Below are 15790 nucleotides of genomic sequence, written 5' to 3'. Positions count from 1 at the left end.
CTTCACGACGGGAAGGAGCTGCATGACGGCGGCGAGCTTCACGATGCGAAGGAGCTGCATGATGGTGGCGAGCTTCACGACGCGAAGGAGCTGCATGATGGCGGCGAGCTTCACGATGCGAAGGAGCTGCATGACGGCGGCGAGCTTCACGACGCGAAGGAACTGCATGACGGTGGCGAGCTTCACGACGCGAAGGAGCTGCATGATGGCGGCGAGCTTCACGATGCGAAGGAGCTGCATGATGGCGGCGAGCTTCACGACGCGAAGGAGCTGCATGATGGCGGCGAGCTTCACGATGCGAAGGAGCTGCATGACGGTGGCGAGCTTCACGATGCCAACGAGCTGCACGACGCAGAGGAACTCCACGATGCGGCGGAGTTGCACGAGCCGGGGGGTGACAGCAAGTAACGCTCTCTGAACGAAAAGGGGGAGGTAGACACCTCCCCCTACTCAAGTCATTCTTGCAACAGAATATTCTATCGGTATTACTTGTGCGGAATGATCTGATGAGCGGCGGCGTGCGATGCAGGACAGTGTGACCGATTTCTTCGGTTTGCCTGATGACATCGCCAGGCTCCTGTCGGGGCGGGAGCTTGCAGGGGAACATGCCGTCCGCATAAAGGTTCTTCTCGCCTGGTACCTGCGTCAGCGCGATACCGCGAAATCACTCCGCCTGCTGACCGAACTGGCGGGCACGATCCTTGATACCGATGGCCGGCCGGATCTGGTGTTGCATGCGCGCGCCTTGCTGGCCGAGGCGGAGTGCATGCGGCTTGTGGCCGACCTCCCGCGCACTGCACTTCTGCTGGATCAGGCGACACGGCTGTTCGCCGATGCGGACGACCGGCTGGGCCTGGGGGACTGCGCCTTCAGCCGGGGGGAAACCCTGCTCCTGCAAGGCGATCTCGACAATGGCTTCACGGCCCTTCGTGAGGCGGTCGGCCATTACCGGGCAGGCGACGACGCGGTCCGGGTGCTGATCGCGGAGGCATGGCTTGCCAACCAGGAACAATATAACAGCCCCGACGAGGCGCGTGGACGCTGGGATCCGCAGTTCCTGGAACATCAGCATCCCACGCACCCTGCGGCCTGCGCCTTCCTGCTGACCTACAAGGGCAGTGTGGCGTTCCAGGACGGTGATTTCCCCCAGGCCATCCGTCTTTGGGAACAGGGATTCGAGCATTCGATCGTGGCCGGTGCCGTTTCCCTGTCCATCCATCTGGCGATGGTGACGGGCTCGGCCTATGCCAATCTGTTCGATCTGCCCATGGCGCTGGAATGGAAGGAGAAGGCCCATGCTATCGCCAAGCCCACGGGCTGGCCGGAGGCGCTGGGGGCCACCCTGTCTTCCATGGCGGAGACGACGACCAGCCTGGGCCAATATGAAAGGGCCCTGGCCCTGTTCGAGGAATCCCTGCCCTATCTGGGCAGGTTGCCGGGGTCGCGCCGCCATTCCATCGCCTATTGCGCCTATGGGAATTTGTGCATTGCCATGAACGAGCCGCAGGCGGCGCTGGAATGGTATCAGAGGGCCGATGCCATCGCCCAGCGCCTGGGTCACCCGGATGTGGAACTGTACCTGCAATCCGCCCTGACCACCGCCCTGCTGAAACTGGGACGGCTGGAAGAGGCGGAGGCCAGGATCACCCGTCCCCGCGCCATCGCCCGCACCCAGGGTAATCCCTATTACGAGATCGAGGCGCTGCGTGCCCTGGCATCGGTGCGCCGGGCGCAGGACCATGACCCCTCCCGCGCCGTTGCCCTGCTGGAACAGGCAATCGCCGTGGGTGCGGCTTTGCAGGGCATGACGATCAAGAGCGAGATGTACGAGGAGCTTGCCCGCGATTATGAAGCGCTGGGCAATCACCGGCAGGCCCTGTTCTATGAAAGGCGGGCCCGCGACAGCTGGCAGCGCAATTTCGACAGGCAGAATGGCGCGCGCATCCTGGCCATGCAGGTGAGGTTCGATACGGCCCGTGCCCGGTCGGAGGCGGAACATCACCGCAAGCTGGCCGAGGCGGAGGCCACGCGCGCCGCCGAACTGGACCGCGCCAACCAGACACTGGAAAAGCTGGGCTCCATCGGGCAGGAGATCACGGCCCGGCTGGACAGCGAGGCCGTGTTCACGACCCTGTCCGAACATCTCCAGGACCTGATGCATGTGAACACCCTGTTCCTGGGTCTGAAAGACGAGACGAACCAGATCATCGACATCCGCTATCGCATGGAGGACAGCCGGCGGCTGCCGCCGCGTCAGGTGCAACTGGCCTCTGATACGCTGTCGGCACGCTGTGTCCGCGACAATGAAGAAATCCTGATGGTCTGGGACAGGCGTAGCCCGGCCACGCTGGCGGGGACGCGCCATATGCGTACGGTCCTGTACCGGCCGCTGACCATTGGTGACCGCGTGCTGGGTGTGGTGTCGGTGCAAAGCGACCGGGCCAGCGCCTATGGGCCGCGGGAATTGCTGATCTTCCGGACCATCTGCGCCTATGGTGCCATCGCCATGGCGAATGCCGTGGCTTATCAGCAACTGGACCGCGCCGTGGCCGAACTGCGCGAGGCGCTCCAGCGTCTGGTGCAGCAGGAAAAGATGGCGGCCCTGGGCCAGCTGGTGGCCGGGGTGGCGCATGAGGTCAACACGCCGCTGGGTGTCACCCTGTCCGCCGTCTCGCAACTGAACGACACGATCCGCCAGACGCGCGATCACATGGCCCATGGGACCCTGACACGCACGGCGCTGGCGGAGACATTGCAGAACGGGCAGGATCTGGCGGCCCTGGCCCAGCGCAACGTGGTGCGGGCGGCTGATATGGTTCGCACCTTCAAGAGCGTGGCCGTCGACCATGGCAGCGATGAAAGGCGGCGTTTCGACCTGGGGGATTACCTGAAGGAAATCGTCACCCTGATGCGCGCGCGCGTATCGGCCAACGGTAGCAGGGTGGAAATGGACGTGCCGTCCATTCAGATGGACACCTATCCCGGTGCCTTGGCGCAGGCCATGACGAACCTGATCGCCAATGTCGCCGATCATGCCTATGGCGCCGATGCGCCGGGCACGATCCGTATCCAGGCCCGCAGGCTGGATCAGCGTCTGGTGGAAATCGCCGTGGCGGATGATGGCAGGGGGATCGCTCCCGATATTCTGCCCAAGGTCTTCGACCCGTTCTTCACCACGCGCCGCGCGGCGGGCAGCATGGGATTGGGCCTGCATGTCACGTTCAATCAGGTCACGCAGCGATTGAACGGGACGATCCTGATCGACAGTGTGCCCGGTCAGGGCACGGTGGCCACGATACGCATTCCGTGCGAGGTGCCGGGTGGACCGCCGGTCGCCCTCGCCACTCCCGCCCATTGAACGCCCCTTATTGTCCAGGGCGCCGCTTCGGGGGCGGGAATGGATCAGAGCAGGCTGTTCAGCAGGCCGGTCATCAGGGCGGCGGCGGACAGGACGATCGTGGCTTCAATCAGGTCCGACAGGGTCGGCAGGGCGGCGCGAAAGCCGGACAGGATTTCGTTGGCGTCGTTGGCGGCGGCGTTGATGTAGGCGGACATTTCAGTTCTCCGGGATTGAGCGGTTAAGCGGGGTAGGGATCAGAGCAGGCTGTTCAGCAGGCCGGTCATCAGGGCGGCGGCGGACAGGACGATCGTGGCTTCGATCAGGTCCGACAGGGTCGGCAGGGCGGCGCGAAAGCCGGACAGGATTTCGTTGGCGTCGTTGGCGGCGGCGTTGATGTAGGCGGACATTTCAGTTCTCCGGGATTGAGCGGTTAAGCGGGGTAGGGGTCAGAGCAGGCTGTTCAGCAGGCCGGTCATCAGAGCGGCGGCGGACAGGACGATCGTGGCTTCGATCAGGTCCGACAGGGTCGGCAGGGCGGCGCGGAAGCCGGACAGGATTTCGTTGGCGTCGCTGGCGGCGGCATTGATGTAGGCGGACATTTCATTTCTCCTGGTATGCGGTCGGGTTGAAGGCGGGGGTCAGAGCATCAGGTTCAGGCTGACCGTCAGCAGCAGGGCCGTCGCCAGCGCTGCGGCGGCTTCGATCACGTCGCCGGCCGTCGGCAGGGAAGCCAGGAAGCCGCTGATCAGATTGTCGTCGGCGGGCTTGTGGGCGACCGTTTCATTCAGGTTCGTCATCTTCGTCTCCGTTGGTGCGGTGTGCTTCGATGACCCCATATGAGCAAAGGCCGTGCCAAGTGGCTTTTTGCCATATTCTGGAAAATAAGACGGGGGGCAGATAGCGAAGACGGCAAGAAAATGCCGTTCAAGGCAGATTGTGGCAAAAACGGCGACTTCCAGCCCTGTCATTTTGTCCGTTTATGGACAGTTGGGCCGCGGCTCTGTCCGAATTCGAACGATTGGCTGGTGCGGCCGGGCGAATTCCGAATATCATTCTTGCAATGCATGGCAGGGTCGCTTTTGTGGATGGCGCCGCCGCGCCATGATTGGCCAAGTGACCCGCGGACGCGCGCTTCATGGGCCGGCCGGCCTGACCATCCGCCTTTCCACCATGGCTATAATGTCGGCGCCCATGACAAAAAACCCCTGCCGGGCCGTCCGGCAGGGGTGCGGTTGGGGGACGGGGGTTATCGCCAGCCCGTCAATGGCGTTCGCTGATCACCTGCTGGCGCAGCACATCGATGGGGGACAGGCTGCCATCTTGCTGGAAATGCCAGAAGGTCCAGCCATTGCAGGCCGGCAGGCCCTGCATCGCCGCCCCGACCTTGTGGATGGAACCCTTATGTTCGCCCAAATGGTTCTGGGCAACCAGGGTGCCGTCGGCACGCACCTTGGCGATATGCCGGCGGCGCTGGTCGAACAGCATGGTGCCGGGCTTCAGATAACCGCGCTCGATCAGGTTGCCGAAGGGAACGCGCGGCTGGGTACGCTTGGATGTGACCTCCAGCAATTCCGGTTCGGCCACCTCCTCCACCTGCGCGATGCGCTCATTGGCCAGCCGGGCATAGGTGTGCTCCCGCTCGATCCCGATCCAGCGGCGGCGCAGCCGCTTGGCCACGGCCCCCGTCGTGCCGGTGCCGAAAAACGGATCCAGCACCACGTCATCCACCTTCGTGGAGGACATCAGCACGCGGAACAGCAGGCTTTCCGGCTTCTGGGTGGGGTGCGCCTTCTGCCCCGTCTCGTCCCGCAGCCGTTCCCCGCCTGTGCAAAGCGGCAGGGTCCAGTCCGAACGCATCTGCAAATCCTCGTTCAGCGCCTTCATCGCCTCATAGGCGAAGTAATATTTGCTGTCCTTGGATTTGGAGGCCCAGATCAGTGTCTCATGCGCATTGGCGAACCGGCGGCCCTTGAAATTGGGCATGGGGTTGGATTTGCGCCAGATGATGTCGTTCAGCACCCAATAGCCCAGATCCTGCAGGATGGCGCCGACCCGGAAGATGTTGTGATAGCTGCCGATGACCCACAGCGTGCCATCATCCTTCAACGTGTGGCGGGCGGCATCCAGCCAGTCGCGGGTGAACCGGTCATAGGTCTGGAAATCCTGGAAACGGTCCCAATCCTCGTCAACGCCGTCGACGCGGGTATGGTTGGGACGCATCAGGTCGCCGGAAAGCTGCAGGTTGTAGGGCGGGTCGGCAAAGACCACATCGACCGATCCGGCCGGCATGTCCCGCATCAACTGGACGCAATCACCGACGAGAATCCGGTTGGTTGCAAGCTTGTCGCGCATGTTTTCGGCTGCCGAATCGGAGGTGGGTTTTTGCCGACAATGAGTCGGCCCCGAGTCGCCGTCAACAAGAATTTTTAGGAAGAATCAAAAGAGTCAGAGAGTTAGGGAGAGTTGCTCGGAAACTGGTGCAAAAGAGCGGCGGTGATGGGGTGTCACGCCCAGTTTCAGGATGGCGGCGCGATGCGTGGCCGTGCCATAGCCCTGGTTGGTTTCCCAACCATATCCGGGGTGTGTCAGGGCCAATTGCCCCATGATCTTGTCCCGCGTGACCTTGGCCAGGATCGATGCGGCGGCGATGGACAGCGACAGCGCGTCCCCGTCCACCAGGGTTTCCACCCGGCAACGCAGCTTCGGTCCGCGATTGCCGTCGATCAGCGCCAGCGCCGGCATGCGTCCCATCTGTGCCGCCAACTGGTCGACGGCGCGGGTCATGGCCAGGAAGGTGGCCTGCAGGATATTGACCGCATCGATCTCTTCCACGCTGGCGATGCCGATGCCATGGGGGGCGTTGGCGACGATGCGCTCGAACATCGTCTGGCGCAGCGCCTGCCGGACCTGCTTGCTGTCGTTGATGCCCGCGCACCAGTCGGCCACGGGGCCGGCGGGCAGCAGCACGGCAGCGGCCACCACGGGACCGGCCAACGGGCCGCGCCCCGCCTCGTCCACACCGCAGACGGGGAAATCGGGCCCATGGCCCAGGCGGATTTCGTGTGAAAGATCGGGCATGGGGCTGTCCTGCCAAATCCAGGCGATTTGTGCAAGGCCGGCCTGCGGCGGGCGCCCGGCGGCATTGCGCTGGATCAAGGCGCCATCGATGCGGCGGGCGCAATGTTTGGCCTTGTCAGCGATCCATACCATCCGCGGTCCAGAGGACATTCCATGCGTCCCGAGCTTGTCGCCAAATACCGCCACCAGCGCGTGCCCCGTTACACCTCCTATCCGGCATCGCCGCATTTCACCGATGCGGTGACGGAGACGACCTACCGTCACTGGCTGGCGGCGGCCGATCCGTGCTCCAGCCTGTCACTCTATCTTCATCTGCCCTTCTGCCGGTCCATGTGCTGGTACTGTGGATGCCATACGACGGTCGTCCGGCATGAGGAGCCCATCTGGGCCTATCTGGCGGCCTTGTCGCGTGAGCTGCGGACGGTGGCCGGGCTGCTGCCGCAGGGGCCTGTCGTGCGGCATGTGCATTTCGGTGGCGGGACGCCCACGCTGCTGCCGGTGGAGGGCCTGCGCTCCCTGATGGCGGAACTGCGCACGCGGTTCACGATCGCCCAGGATGCGGAAATCGCCGTGGAGATCGATCCCCGCACCCTGACCCCGGCCATGACAGAGGCGCTGGGCGATGTCGGCGTCACCCGCGCCTCGCTGGGGGTGCAAAGCTTCGATCCGCTGGTGCAGGCGGCCATCAACCGCATCCAGCCCTTTGCGATGACGCGGGATGCGGTGAACGGGCTGCGTGCGGCCGGCATCGCGGGTGTCAACCTGGATCTCATCTATGGGCTGCCGCGCCAGACGGTGGCAAGTTGCGTGGAAACCGTGCGCCAGGCCGTCAGCCTGGAGCCGGATCGTCTGTCCATCTTCGGCTATGCCCACATGCCGGGCTTCAAGGCGCACCAGGGCCGTATCGATGCCGCGACCCTGCCCGATGCCGACGAGCGGGTGGCCCAGTTGCGTGCCATGGAGGTGGCTGTGCTGGCCGCCGGCTATGTCCGGATCGGCATGGACCATTTCGCCCGTCCCGACGACCCCATCGCCGTGGCAGCGGCATCCGGCACGCTGCGCCGGAACTTCCAGGGCTATACGACGGACGGTGCCGACATGCTGCTGGGGTTCGGTGCGTCGGCCATCGGGAAGCTGCCGCAGGGCTATGTCGCCAACATCCTGGCCCTGCCGGCCTATCTGAAGGCCGTGGAGCAGACAGGGCTGGCGACGGCACGCGGTTACCGGCTCAGCCTGGACGACCGGTTGCGGGCTGCGGTGATCGAGGCGCTGATGTGCCGTTTCGATGTGGATCTGGCCAAGGTGGCGGCGGCGTTCGACCGCCCGCCCGAGGAGATCATGCCCGACATGCGGGCCATGGCCGACCTTATGGTGGATGGGGTCGCCCATCTGGAAGGCACGCGGCTGACGGTCCCGCCCGCCGCCCGGCCGCTGGTCCGATCCGTGGCCGCCCTGTTCGACCAGCACCTCGACCCCGAAGGGGGACGGCACAGCCGTGCCATCTGATGGCGGCAGGGCTGGACAGGGGGGGGCTTTGGCAGCCATTGTCCGTCCAGGACATGACCTGGAACTGTAACGAACGACCATGCGATCCATCAAAGCCCTGCTGCTGGCCGCCTCCTTCCTGGCACTGACCGGGTGCGCCGTGAATGTCGGCGGTTCCGCCCGCCGCGCCGACGTGCCCCCGCCGCCTGCCGCCGTCCCCGCCCCGCCGGCCGTGGTGCCGGGTCCGGCCGACGACCCCCGCCTGAACGCCACGCTCTACATGCAGCAGGCCGAGGAATTGCGCCGGTTGTCGAGGCAGGCCTTCGCCCTGGCGACCATCCGCCTGCCGGCTGCCCTGCGGCAACCGGGTTCGGCCGCGCTGGAACAGGCTGACGGGGGGGCGGGCAAGCCGCCCGCCGTGATTTTCGACGTGGATGAAACGGTGCTGGACAACAGCCCGCACCAAGCCCGCGCCATCCTGGGCGGGGTGCGCCATTTCGACCTGGGCCTGTGGGATGAATGGCTGTCCGAGCGCGCCGCCACCCCCATGCCGGGTGCCGTCGATTTCGTGAAGGAACTGCGCCGCAACAATGTCCGCGTGGTCTATATCACCAACCGCGAATGCCGGCCCCGCCCGGCCAGTCCCGGCCAGGATTGCCCGCAGCATGCCGATACCATCGCCAACCTGAATGCCGTGGGCCTGGGGCCTGTGGCGCCGGAAGACCTGATGTTGAAGGGGCAGGGCGGCTGGCCCAGCGACAAGGCGCCGCGCCGTATCAAGGTGGCCGAAACCCACCGGATCATCATGTCCCTGGGTGATCAGTTCAGCGACATGATGAGCGTGACACGCCGGGACGACAGCACGGCGCGTGCCCGCATCGCGGCTGATCATGAGGCCCTTTGGGACACGCGCTGGGTGGTGATCCCCAACCCGACCTATGGCCAGTGGCTGGATGTGCTGCCGGCCCCGACCACGGACATGCTGCGGCCGGAGATCAGGCAGCCCTGAGGCATGTGGCAGGGGGCCAGGGCGGTCAGCCCTGGCCGACCTGCAGGGACCGCACGAAGTCCGACAGGCCGACCTGCCGGCGGCGTTTCAGCCGTTCGGCCTTCAGGATGGCCTGCACGGCCGCCACGGACTGCTCGACGTCATGGTTGACGATCACGTAATCATATTCTGACCAGTGGCTCATCTCGTCATTCGCCTTGGACATGCGCATGGCGATGACCTCCGCGCTGTCCTGCGCGCGCATGGTCAGGCGGCGTTCCAGTTCCGCTGCGCTGGGCGGCAGGATGAATACCCGGACCAGATCGTCGGCCGCGGACTCGGTCAGTTGCTGCGTGCCCTGCCAGTCGATGTCGAACAGCACGTCGCGCCCGGCCCGCAGCGCATCCTCCACGGGGCCGCGCGGTGTGCCGTAGCGGTTGCCGAAGACATGCGCATGTTCCAGCAATTCCCGCTGGCCCACCCGCGCCTCGAACGCCGCATGGTCCACGAAATAATAATGGACACCTTCCACCTCGCCGGGCCGCATGGGGCGGGTGGTCAGCGATACGGACATGGACAGGTTGCCGTCGCGTTCCAGCAGGGCGCGGGAAATGGTGGATTTGCCGGCGCCCGATGGGGAGGACAGGACCAGCATCAGGCCGCGGCGATGGATCAGGGACATGGGATATCAACTACCGGATAGGGTGGGTTTCGGGTCGGGAAGGGGCGGCCGTAGCCGTCCTATTCGATATTCTGAACCTGTTCGCGGAACTGTTCGATTACGGCCTTCAGATCCATGCCGATGCGGGTCAATTCGACATCGGCCGACTTGCTGCACAGGGTATTGGCTTCGCGGTTGAACTCCTGGCACAGGAAGTCCAGCCGGCGGCCGACGGAACCGCCGTCGCGCAGCATGGTGCGGGCCTGGGATATGTGGGCGCGCAGCCGGTCCAGTTCTTCCCGCACATCCGCCTTGGTGATCAGCAGGGCCGCCTCCTGCGCCAGCCTGTCCTCCCCCACCGGGGGCACGGCATCCAGCAGCGCCTGGATCTGGGCGCGCAGCTTGGCGCGCAGCGCCTCGGGCTGCAGGGAGGATGTGGCGGCGGCTGCATCGGTCAGCCGCCCGATCTCGCCCAGATGGTCCAGCAGCACGGCAGACAGATGCGAGCCCTCGCCGATGCGCGCTTCCACCAGCCGGTCGATGGCCAAGGCGATCGTGACGGCCATGGCCTGTTCCAGGGCTTGGCGATCCTCCTCCGTCTCGCGCGGTTCGGTGCTGTCGATGATGCCGCGCACCGACAGCAACGTGTCGATCGAAGGCGGCGGCGCGTCTGGTCCCGCGATCTCCCGTGCCAGCCCCAGCACCTGGTCCAGCAATTCACGATTGATGCGCAGGGTGCCGGCGGCATCCGTGCGGGTCAGCGATATGGTGACATTGATGTTGCCGCGCGCCAGCCGCGCCTCCACCGCCGTGCGGACCACGGGTTCCAGCCCGTCCAGGCCGGGCGGCAGGCGACAGCGCATGTCGCGGCCCTTGCCGTTGACGCTGCGCACCTCCACAACCCACTGGGCCTTGTCATTGCCGCCGTCGGCTCGTGCGAAACCGGTCATGGATATGACGACGCCCTTGGCGCCGGCGGGCTTGCGGACGGATGGATTTTGGGTCACATCAGGCTCGATGGTTGGGGCCGGGAAACGCGGTTTATATCGCTACCGGCCCCCGCCAACAAGATTTGCCCGGATAAGGACTGACCGATGCGTGATCCCCGCTGCATATTCATCACGGGTGCATCCAGCGGCATCGGGGAGGCACTGGCGCTTTCCTATGCGGCGCCCGGCGTCCGCCTGCTGCTGACCGGGCGGGATGGGGGGCGGCTGGATGGTGTGGCGGTCCGCTGCCGCGAACGCGGTGCCGATGTCGCAACCACCCTGATCGATGTGACGGACCGCACGGCGCTGGCCGCCTGGATATCGGCACGTGACGGGGAAATTCCCATCGACCTCGTCATCGCCAACGCCGGCATCTCGGCGGGCACAGGCGGCGGGGTGGAGACGGAGGCGCAGGCCCGCGCCATCTTCGCCACCAATCTGGATGGTGTGCTGAACAGCATCCATCCGCTGATCCCGGCCATGGTGGCCCGCCGGCGGGGGCAGGTCGCGCTCATGTCGTCGCTGGCGTCGTTCCGCGGCCTGCCGGGTGCTGCGGCCTATAGTGGGTCCAAGGCGGCCGTTCGCGTTTATGGCGAGGCACTGCGCGGCGATCTGGCGCCGCACAAGGTGACGGTCAGCGTCATCTGTCCCGGCTTCGTCGTCAGCCGGATGACGGCGGTGAACAGGTTTCCCATGCCCTTCCTCATGGATGCGGAGAAGGCAGCAGCGATCATTCGGACCGGTCTGGCGGCGGGAAAGGGCAGGGTGGCCTTTCCCTTTCCCACCTATGCCGTATCCTGGCTGCTGGGGATGCTGCCCACGGCCCTGGTCGACGCCCTGTTGGCCAGGGCGCCGCGCAAGGGCGGGTGATCAGCGGATGCGCAGCAGCGCGAACTGCGCCTTGGCCGCCTGTCCCGACAATTCGCCAAGCTCGACGGGCAGCTTCCCGGGCCGCAGGGCCGTGGGATAGGCCTTCAGCAGCAGATCGATGGCCGCCTTCACCTCGGCCGGCAACTTCACCCCGGCCTTCTCCAGACCCTTGGCGCGTTCCTGCGCGGTGATGGCAAAGCCATAGCCGTCCAGATAGGGCTCGAACGCCGAGTTCTCGGTGGCGGACCGGTATTGCAGCGCGCCGCGCTCGATCATGCCGGACAGCAGGCGGGCCTGGACGGCGCGCGGCGTGTCGGCGGATTTCGGCGCCTTGGCGGCGGTGGCCTCCAGGGCGGCCAGGACAGCCTTTACGGCCTTCTCGACCTCTGCGACGGGCGCCTGATTCAGGGCCAGTTCGGATGCCCTGGCCATCTCGTCCTGGAAGGGCTTGGCCCCCTGCGCCGCGAAGACCGGCTCCAGATCGATATAGATCTCGGAAATCGGGTGGGCGAACATTTCGCCCGCCGCCTGATGCTCCCCGGCGCGGTAGGCGGCCAGGCCCGCATGATAATGCGCTGCCGTCACATCCAGTGCGCTGATGAAGGCGACGGGGTCCTTGGCGGCCTCTTCCGGTGCGACGCCGCCTTCCCCGCCTTCCCCTCCCTCACCGCCTTCTCCACCCTCGCCGCCTTGGGCGACCTGCAGGGGGATCTCGGCGCCATGCCAGGCCGTGGCATTTTCGGTGGCGCCGGCCGTGGTGGCCGTGGTGGCGGCGCCGGCTGTGGAAACCACCATGCCGCCGGCCACGACCGACAGGCCGATGCCAAGCCAGAGGCGGGGACGAAGCTGCATCATGAACCCATGCTCCTGATTGTGGAGATTTGTGGCGTTAACCGGCCGGACCGTGCCATGATGCAAACTCAATTGCAAGTAATTCGCAATCTTAAACAATCTGCCTGATCATGTGGAGTGTGCGATCATGATCCTGCCCGTTGCGAACGTTCTGACCCAAGAAGAAGTGGCTGTTATGGCCGGCCGGCTGGAAGCCGGCCGCTTCCAGCCGGGCACGGCGACGGCCGGCTGGCATGCGCGCCTTGTGAAGGACAATGAACAATTGCGGGCCGACGATCCCGCCCATGCCGACCTGCGGGCGCAGGTGGAAGCGGCTGTATGCCGGCATCCCGTCGCCGCCATGGCGACGCGGCCGAAACGGTTCGGTCCCATCCTGTTCAGCCGGACAACGGGCGGTGGACAATATGGCAGCCATGTCGACGATGCGCTGATGGGGGGGGTGCGGACTGATGTCTCCTTCACCCTGTTCCTGTCCGACCCCGACAGCTATGAAGGAGGGGAACTGGTGATGGAGACGACGGCGGGGGAGGCCGGTTTCAAGCTGCCGGCGGGCGCAGGGCTTTTCTATCCCTCGACGACCCTGCATCGGGTGGCGCCCGTCACGGCGGGTTGCCGGCTGGTGGCGGCCGGCTGGATACGCTCTTTCGTCCGCGATCCGGGCGAACGCGAGCTGCTGTTCGATCTCGATACCGCCCGGCAGGGAATTTTCCGGCGCGACGGGAAAACGGCCGAATTCGACCTTCTGTCCAAGTGCCTGTCCAACCTTGTCCGCCGCTGGGCGGAAGATTGACCGCCATGCCGGGCCGGTCCGGCGGGCCGCAGCAGCGGGTGTGACGAAGGCGCTTGTCATCCGCCGTTGTTCGCGGCAATGTCCGCGGCATTTTGCGGGGACGGGCAGGTGCCTGCCTGCTGCCCCCGAGTCCCGATCTCCGGAGCCCATGTCGCTGTGAAAGCCATCATCCTCAGTGCCGGCCAGGGCAAGCGTCTGATGCCCCTGACGGAAGACCGGCCGAAATGCCTGATCGAGCTGTCGGGCCGTTCCCTGCTGGAATGGCAGATCCGTGGGCTGGCCGCCGCCGGTGTCACGGATGCCGTGATCGTGACGGGCTTCCGCGCCGACCGGGTGGAAGCGGCGCTGGCGGCCATGGACGTGCCCGGCATCCGCACCCGCACCCTTTACAACCCCTTCTATGCGCTGGCCGACAATACGGCCAGTTGCTGGGTTGCCAGGGCAGAGATGGACGGACCTTTCCTGATCCTGAACGGGGATACGCTGTTCGAGCCGGAGATCGCCCGCCGCCTGCTGTCGGCCGGCGGGGCTGCCATCACGGTGACCATCGATGCCAAGGATGGCTACGACGCTGACGATATGAAGGTGTGCGTGGGGGCCGATGGCCGGCTTTCGCAGATCGGCAAGACCCTGCCGCTGGAGATCGTCAATGGTGAATCCATCGGTTTCCTGCGCTTTACAGCCGAAGGCGGACAGCGTTTCGCGGCAGAGGTGGAGCGGACGCTGCGCACGCCGGAAGGCTTGCGCCGCTGGTACCTGTCGGTGATCGATGCGATTGCCAAGGCAGATGGCAGCGTCGGCACCTGTTCCATCCAGGGGCTGGAATGGGGAGAAATGGATTTCCCCGACGATGTCGCCCGGAACCGGGAACTGACGGCCGGCTGGCTGGCGCGCGGCTCCGGCTGAGGGGAGGGGACGGGGCCGTTCCGGATGACCGTCGCCTGTCTTACTGATTGGACGGCGCAATCTTTCCTTTATTGATCCGCATCAATGCGGTGGTACGCGGCGACGGTCAGGATGCAGCATCCATTGACCAGAAACCGGACCCTTTGCCATGACCAACAATCCGTTCCGTTTCCGCGCCGAAGACGCCATCGCCCTCAACCTGATGGATCTGTCCAACATCATCGGACACCAGTGCGAGGACATGCTGGCCGAAGCCGGCCTGACAGCGCCGCAATGGACCGTGCTGATGAATGTGGCCGGTGACGCCAATTTCCAGGATGGTGCCCGCAATCATGACGGCATCTTCTCGTCGGAGATCGCGTCCGCACGCGGCCTGTCCCGCCCCCACATCTCGGCCACGGTGACGGAACTGATCCGCAAGGGGCTGATCAGCCAGCAGGATGATCCGCAGGACCGCCGGCGCAAGCTGCTGCGCGTGACGCCGGAAGGGCTGGAGATGCTGCGCCGCCTGCAGCCGCGGCGGCAGGGCATCAACGACATGCTGTTGCGCGACCTGTCACCCGACCAGCGCCAGCGCATGCTGGACCTGCTGGTCACCATCCGCCGCCGGGCCCGCGGCTTTGGCGACGGTGCCGTTTCCCCCTTGCGCATCGCCGGATAATGCCCAGATAGGTGCCATGCAAGCCATTCGGCTGGACCTGGGTTGCAGAAGCGCATGTTGCGATGCAGCACGGCCGACCCCATTTATGTCGCGTCGCCACATGTCGGGTCGGCGTCGCGACGCGCCGGGTCGGTCGGTGACTTCAAGGTCTGGTCGTTCGATCCTTTCATGGAACTTAAATCTGTGGGTGCATCATGACACTGGATATCCGTCCGCTGGTCGATGGTCTGTCGGTTGCCCCCCAGGTGACGGAAGAGGATATCCGTGCCGCCCACGCGGCCGGGTTCCGTTCCATTGTCAACAATCGCCCCGACGGGGAGGAGCCCGGTCAGCTCCCCTCCGCCGAGGCTGCGCGCATCGCCGCCGGGCTGGGCATGGCCTATGTCTATATGCCGGCCATCGGTCCAACTCTGGACGCCGTTTCCGACGATTTCGGGAAGGCGCTGGCGGCTCTTCCGGGCCCCGTCCTTGCTCATTGCCGGAGCGGGACGCGCTGCACGATTCTCTGGGCGCTCGCTGAAGCGAAAGCCGGAACCAGCTCCGGTGAAGAAATATTTCGTACTGCCGCCGCCGCGGGTTACGATCTTTCGTCGTATGCAGCCTTAATCGATCGGTACGCTCAATCGCGCGTATAATCGTATGCCAAACATGCTTAAGGCCATTGTGTTGGCGTCAACGCTGTGAGAGTGTCGCTTCCGGTTCGGCCAGAGGGCCGGTAGACGGAGGCGACAGACGACATGACGCGCGGATGGGCCCATGGGCTCCTCGCACTTCTGTTCATTGTCACGGTGACTCAAGGGGTGTTTCCCGGGGTCGCCTATCTGTCGTCTGTGTTCACTTCCGGTTCCTTTCCGAAATCGTTCATGACGGCGGCCCAGGTGCCGCCGGCCAATCGTCTTCCCGAAAAGGGTGTGGAGCCGGTGACGACGTCCCGGCCCGTCGCCCACGGCAAGCGCGCGCACGAAGAGGCGGGCAATGGCCCGTCGCCCGTGCCGACCCTGCTTGTCGTGGCCATTGCCCTTTTCTATGCGCTGCCCCTGCGTGGCAGCGACGTCGTCCGCGCCCTCCATATTGGCCTGACGCCGGAAGAAGCGCATCGGGAGGCCGGGCGCTGCCCGACCGGGCCGCCGGCCTTCGCCTGATGTGAAATCGGCGGTCTGTCCACGGCGC

At 65.4% G+C, this 15790-nt stretch carries 19 protein-coding genes; 9 read left to right on the top strand and 10 right to left on the bottom strand.

Going from position 1 to position 15790, the window contains the following annotated elements; all coding sequences use genetic code 11:
- A partial coding sequence (locus tag ACM9LZ_RS22770) for a hypothetical protein (protein WP_416621824.1) occupies positions 1 to 348 on the bottom strand: 348 nt, incomplete at its 3' end.
- 175 nt (positions 349 to 523) lie between these two features.
- On the opposite strand from ACM9LZ_RS22770, the gene ACM9LZ_RS22765 reads away from it, so the two are divergent.
- Positions 524 to 3358, top strand: coding sequence for an ATP-binding protein (locus ACM9LZ_RS22765; RefSeq protein WP_416621823.1), 2835 nt, complete (start codon positions 524 to 526; stop codon positions 3356 to 3358).
- 44 nt (positions 3359 to 3402) lie between these two features.
- Here ACM9LZ_RS22765 and ACM9LZ_RS22760 read toward each other — a convergent pair whose 3' ends face one another.
- The 6 genes from ACM9LZ_RS22760 to ACM9LZ_RS22735 all read right to left on the bottom strand — a co-directional run bounded on the left by ACM9LZ_RS22760 (position 3403) and on the right by ACM9LZ_RS22735 (position 6418).
- A complete protein-coding gene (locus tag ACM9LZ_RS22760; RefSeq protein ID WP_416621822.1) occupies positions 3403 to 3555 on the bottom strand; it encodes a hypothetical protein in 153 nt (50 codons plus the stop codon).
- A gap of 39 nt (positions 3556 to 3594) precedes the next feature.
- Positions 3595 to 3747 carry a hypothetical protein gene (locus ACM9LZ_RS22755; protein ID WP_416621822.1) on the bottom strand — a complete coding sequence of 51 codons (153 nt, stop codon included), beginning with the start codon at positions 3745 to 3747 and terminating at the stop codon, positions 3595 to 3597.
- 39 nt (positions 3748 to 3786) lie between these two features.
- The gene (locus ACM9LZ_RS22750; protein WP_416621821.1) at positions 3787 to 3939 is read right to left on the bottom strand and encodes a hypothetical protein; all 153 of its coding nucleotides are present in this window, start codon (positions 3937 to 3939) and stop codon (positions 3787 to 3789) included.
- Between the two features lie 39 nt (positions 3940 to 3978).
- Complete coding sequence (locus ACM9LZ_RS22745) at positions 3979 to 4137, bottom strand: hypothetical protein (protein WP_416621820.1); 159 nt, start codon at positions 4135 to 4137, stop codon at positions 3979 to 3981.
- 463 nt (positions 4138 to 4600) lie between these two features.
- Positions 4601 to 5692, bottom strand: a complete 1092-nt coding sequence (locus ACM9LZ_RS22740) for a site-specific DNA-methyltransferase (protein ID WP_416621819.1) — start codon at positions 5690 to 5692, stop codon at positions 4601 to 4603.
- Positions 5693 to 5785: 93 nt separating this feature from the next.
- On the bottom strand, positions 5786 to 6418 hold the full coding sequence (locus ACM9LZ_RS22735; RefSeq protein ID WP_416621825.1) for a ribonuclease HII: 633 nt from the start codon (positions 6416 to 6418) through the stop codon (positions 5786 to 5788).
- A 153-nt stretch (positions 6419 to 6571) separates the two neighbouring features.
- Here ACM9LZ_RS22735 and hemN point away from each other — a divergent pair, with 153 nt between their 5' ends.
- Together hemN and ACM9LZ_RS22725 are read left to right on the top strand one after the other, a co-directional pair.
- Positions 6572 to 7924 carry an oxygen-independent coproporphyrinogen III oxidase gene (hemN, locus tag ACM9LZ_RS22730; RefSeq protein ID WP_416621818.1) on the top strand — a complete coding sequence of 451 codons (1353 nt, stop codon included), beginning with the start codon at positions 6572 to 6574 and terminating at the stop codon, positions 7922 to 7924.
- 79 nt (positions 7925 to 8003) lie between these two features.
- Complete coding sequence (locus tag ACM9LZ_RS22725; RefSeq protein WP_416621817.1) at positions 8004 to 8912, top strand: 5'-nucleotidase, lipoprotein e(P4) family; 909 nt, start codon at positions 8004 to 8006, stop codon at positions 8910 to 8912.
- 25 nt (positions 8913 to 8937) lie between these two features.
- On the opposite strand, the gene gmk is transcribed toward ACM9LZ_RS22725, so the two are convergent.
- Positions 8938 to 9573: a guanylate kinase gene (gene gmk, locus ACM9LZ_RS22720; RefSeq protein WP_416621816.1), complete on the bottom strand. Its 636-nt coding sequence runs from the start codon at positions 9571 to 9573 to the stop codon at positions 8938 to 8940.
- A 59-nt stretch (positions 9574 to 9632) separates the two neighbouring features.
- Entirely contained in the window at positions 9633 to 10502 is an 870-nt protein-coding gene (locus tag ACM9LZ_RS22715) for a YicC/YloC family endoribonuclease (protein ID WP_416621815.1), read from the bottom strand.
- A 144-nt stretch (positions 10503 to 10646) separates the two neighbouring features.
- On the opposite strand from ACM9LZ_RS22715, the gene ACM9LZ_RS22710 reads away from it, so the two are divergent.
- Positions 10647 to 11411, top strand: a complete 765-nt coding sequence (locus tag ACM9LZ_RS22710; RefSeq protein ID WP_416621814.1) for an SDR family NAD(P)-dependent oxidoreductase — start codon at positions 10647 to 10649, stop codon at positions 11409 to 11411.
- On the opposite strand, the gene ACM9LZ_RS22705 is transcribed toward ACM9LZ_RS22710, so the two are convergent.
- Entirely contained in the window at positions 11412 to 12266 is an 855-nt protein-coding gene (locus ACM9LZ_RS22705; RefSeq protein WP_416621813.1) for a hypothetical protein, read from the bottom strand.
- Between the two features lie 124 nt (positions 12267 to 12390).
- Between ACM9LZ_RS22705 and ACM9LZ_RS22700 the strand changes: the two genes are divergently transcribed.
- The 5 genes from ACM9LZ_RS22700 to ACM9LZ_RS22680 all read left to right on the top strand — a co-directional run bounded on the left by ACM9LZ_RS22700 (position 12391) and on the right by ACM9LZ_RS22680 (position 15762).
- On the top strand, positions 12391 to 13053 hold the full coding sequence (locus ACM9LZ_RS22700) for a Fe2+-dependent dioxygenase (protein WP_416621812.1): 663 nt from the start codon (positions 12391 to 12393) through the stop codon (positions 13051 to 13053).
- A 156-nt stretch (positions 13054 to 13209) separates the two neighbouring features.
- Positions 13210 to 13959, top strand: a complete 750-nt coding sequence (locus ACM9LZ_RS22695; RefSeq protein ID WP_416621811.1) for a phosphocholine cytidylyltransferase family protein — start codon at positions 13210 to 13212, stop codon at positions 13957 to 13959.
- Positions 13960 to 14107: 148 nt separating this feature from the next.
- On the top strand, positions 14108 to 14620 hold the full coding sequence (locus ACM9LZ_RS22690) for a MarR family winged helix-turn-helix transcriptional regulator (protein ID WP_416621810.1): 513 nt from the start codon (positions 14108 to 14110) through the stop codon (positions 14618 to 14620).
- 194 nt (positions 14621 to 14814) lie between these two features.
- On the top strand, positions 14815 to 15255 hold the full coding sequence (locus ACM9LZ_RS22685; RefSeq protein ID WP_416621809.1) for a protein tyrosine phosphatase family protein: 441 nt from the start codon (positions 14815 to 14817) through the stop codon (positions 15253 to 15255).
- Between the two features lie 228 nt (positions 15256 to 15483).
- Positions 15484 to 15762 (top strand): hypothetical protein, encoded by a 279-nt coding sequence (locus tag ACM9LZ_RS22680; RefSeq protein ID WP_416621808.1) that lies wholly within the window; start codon positions 15484 to 15486, stop codon positions 15760 to 15762.
- Positions 15763 to 15790 lie beyond the last annotated feature (28 nt).

The organism is Niveispirillum fermenti (assembly GCF_048066175.1).
Classification (GTDB): Bacteria; Pseudomonadota; Alphaproteobacteria; order Azospirillales; family Azospirillaceae; genus Niveispirillum; species Niveispirillum fermenti.
Note: the sequence above shows the minus strand (reverse complement) of the source record. Positions and strands in the feature narration are given on the sequence as shown.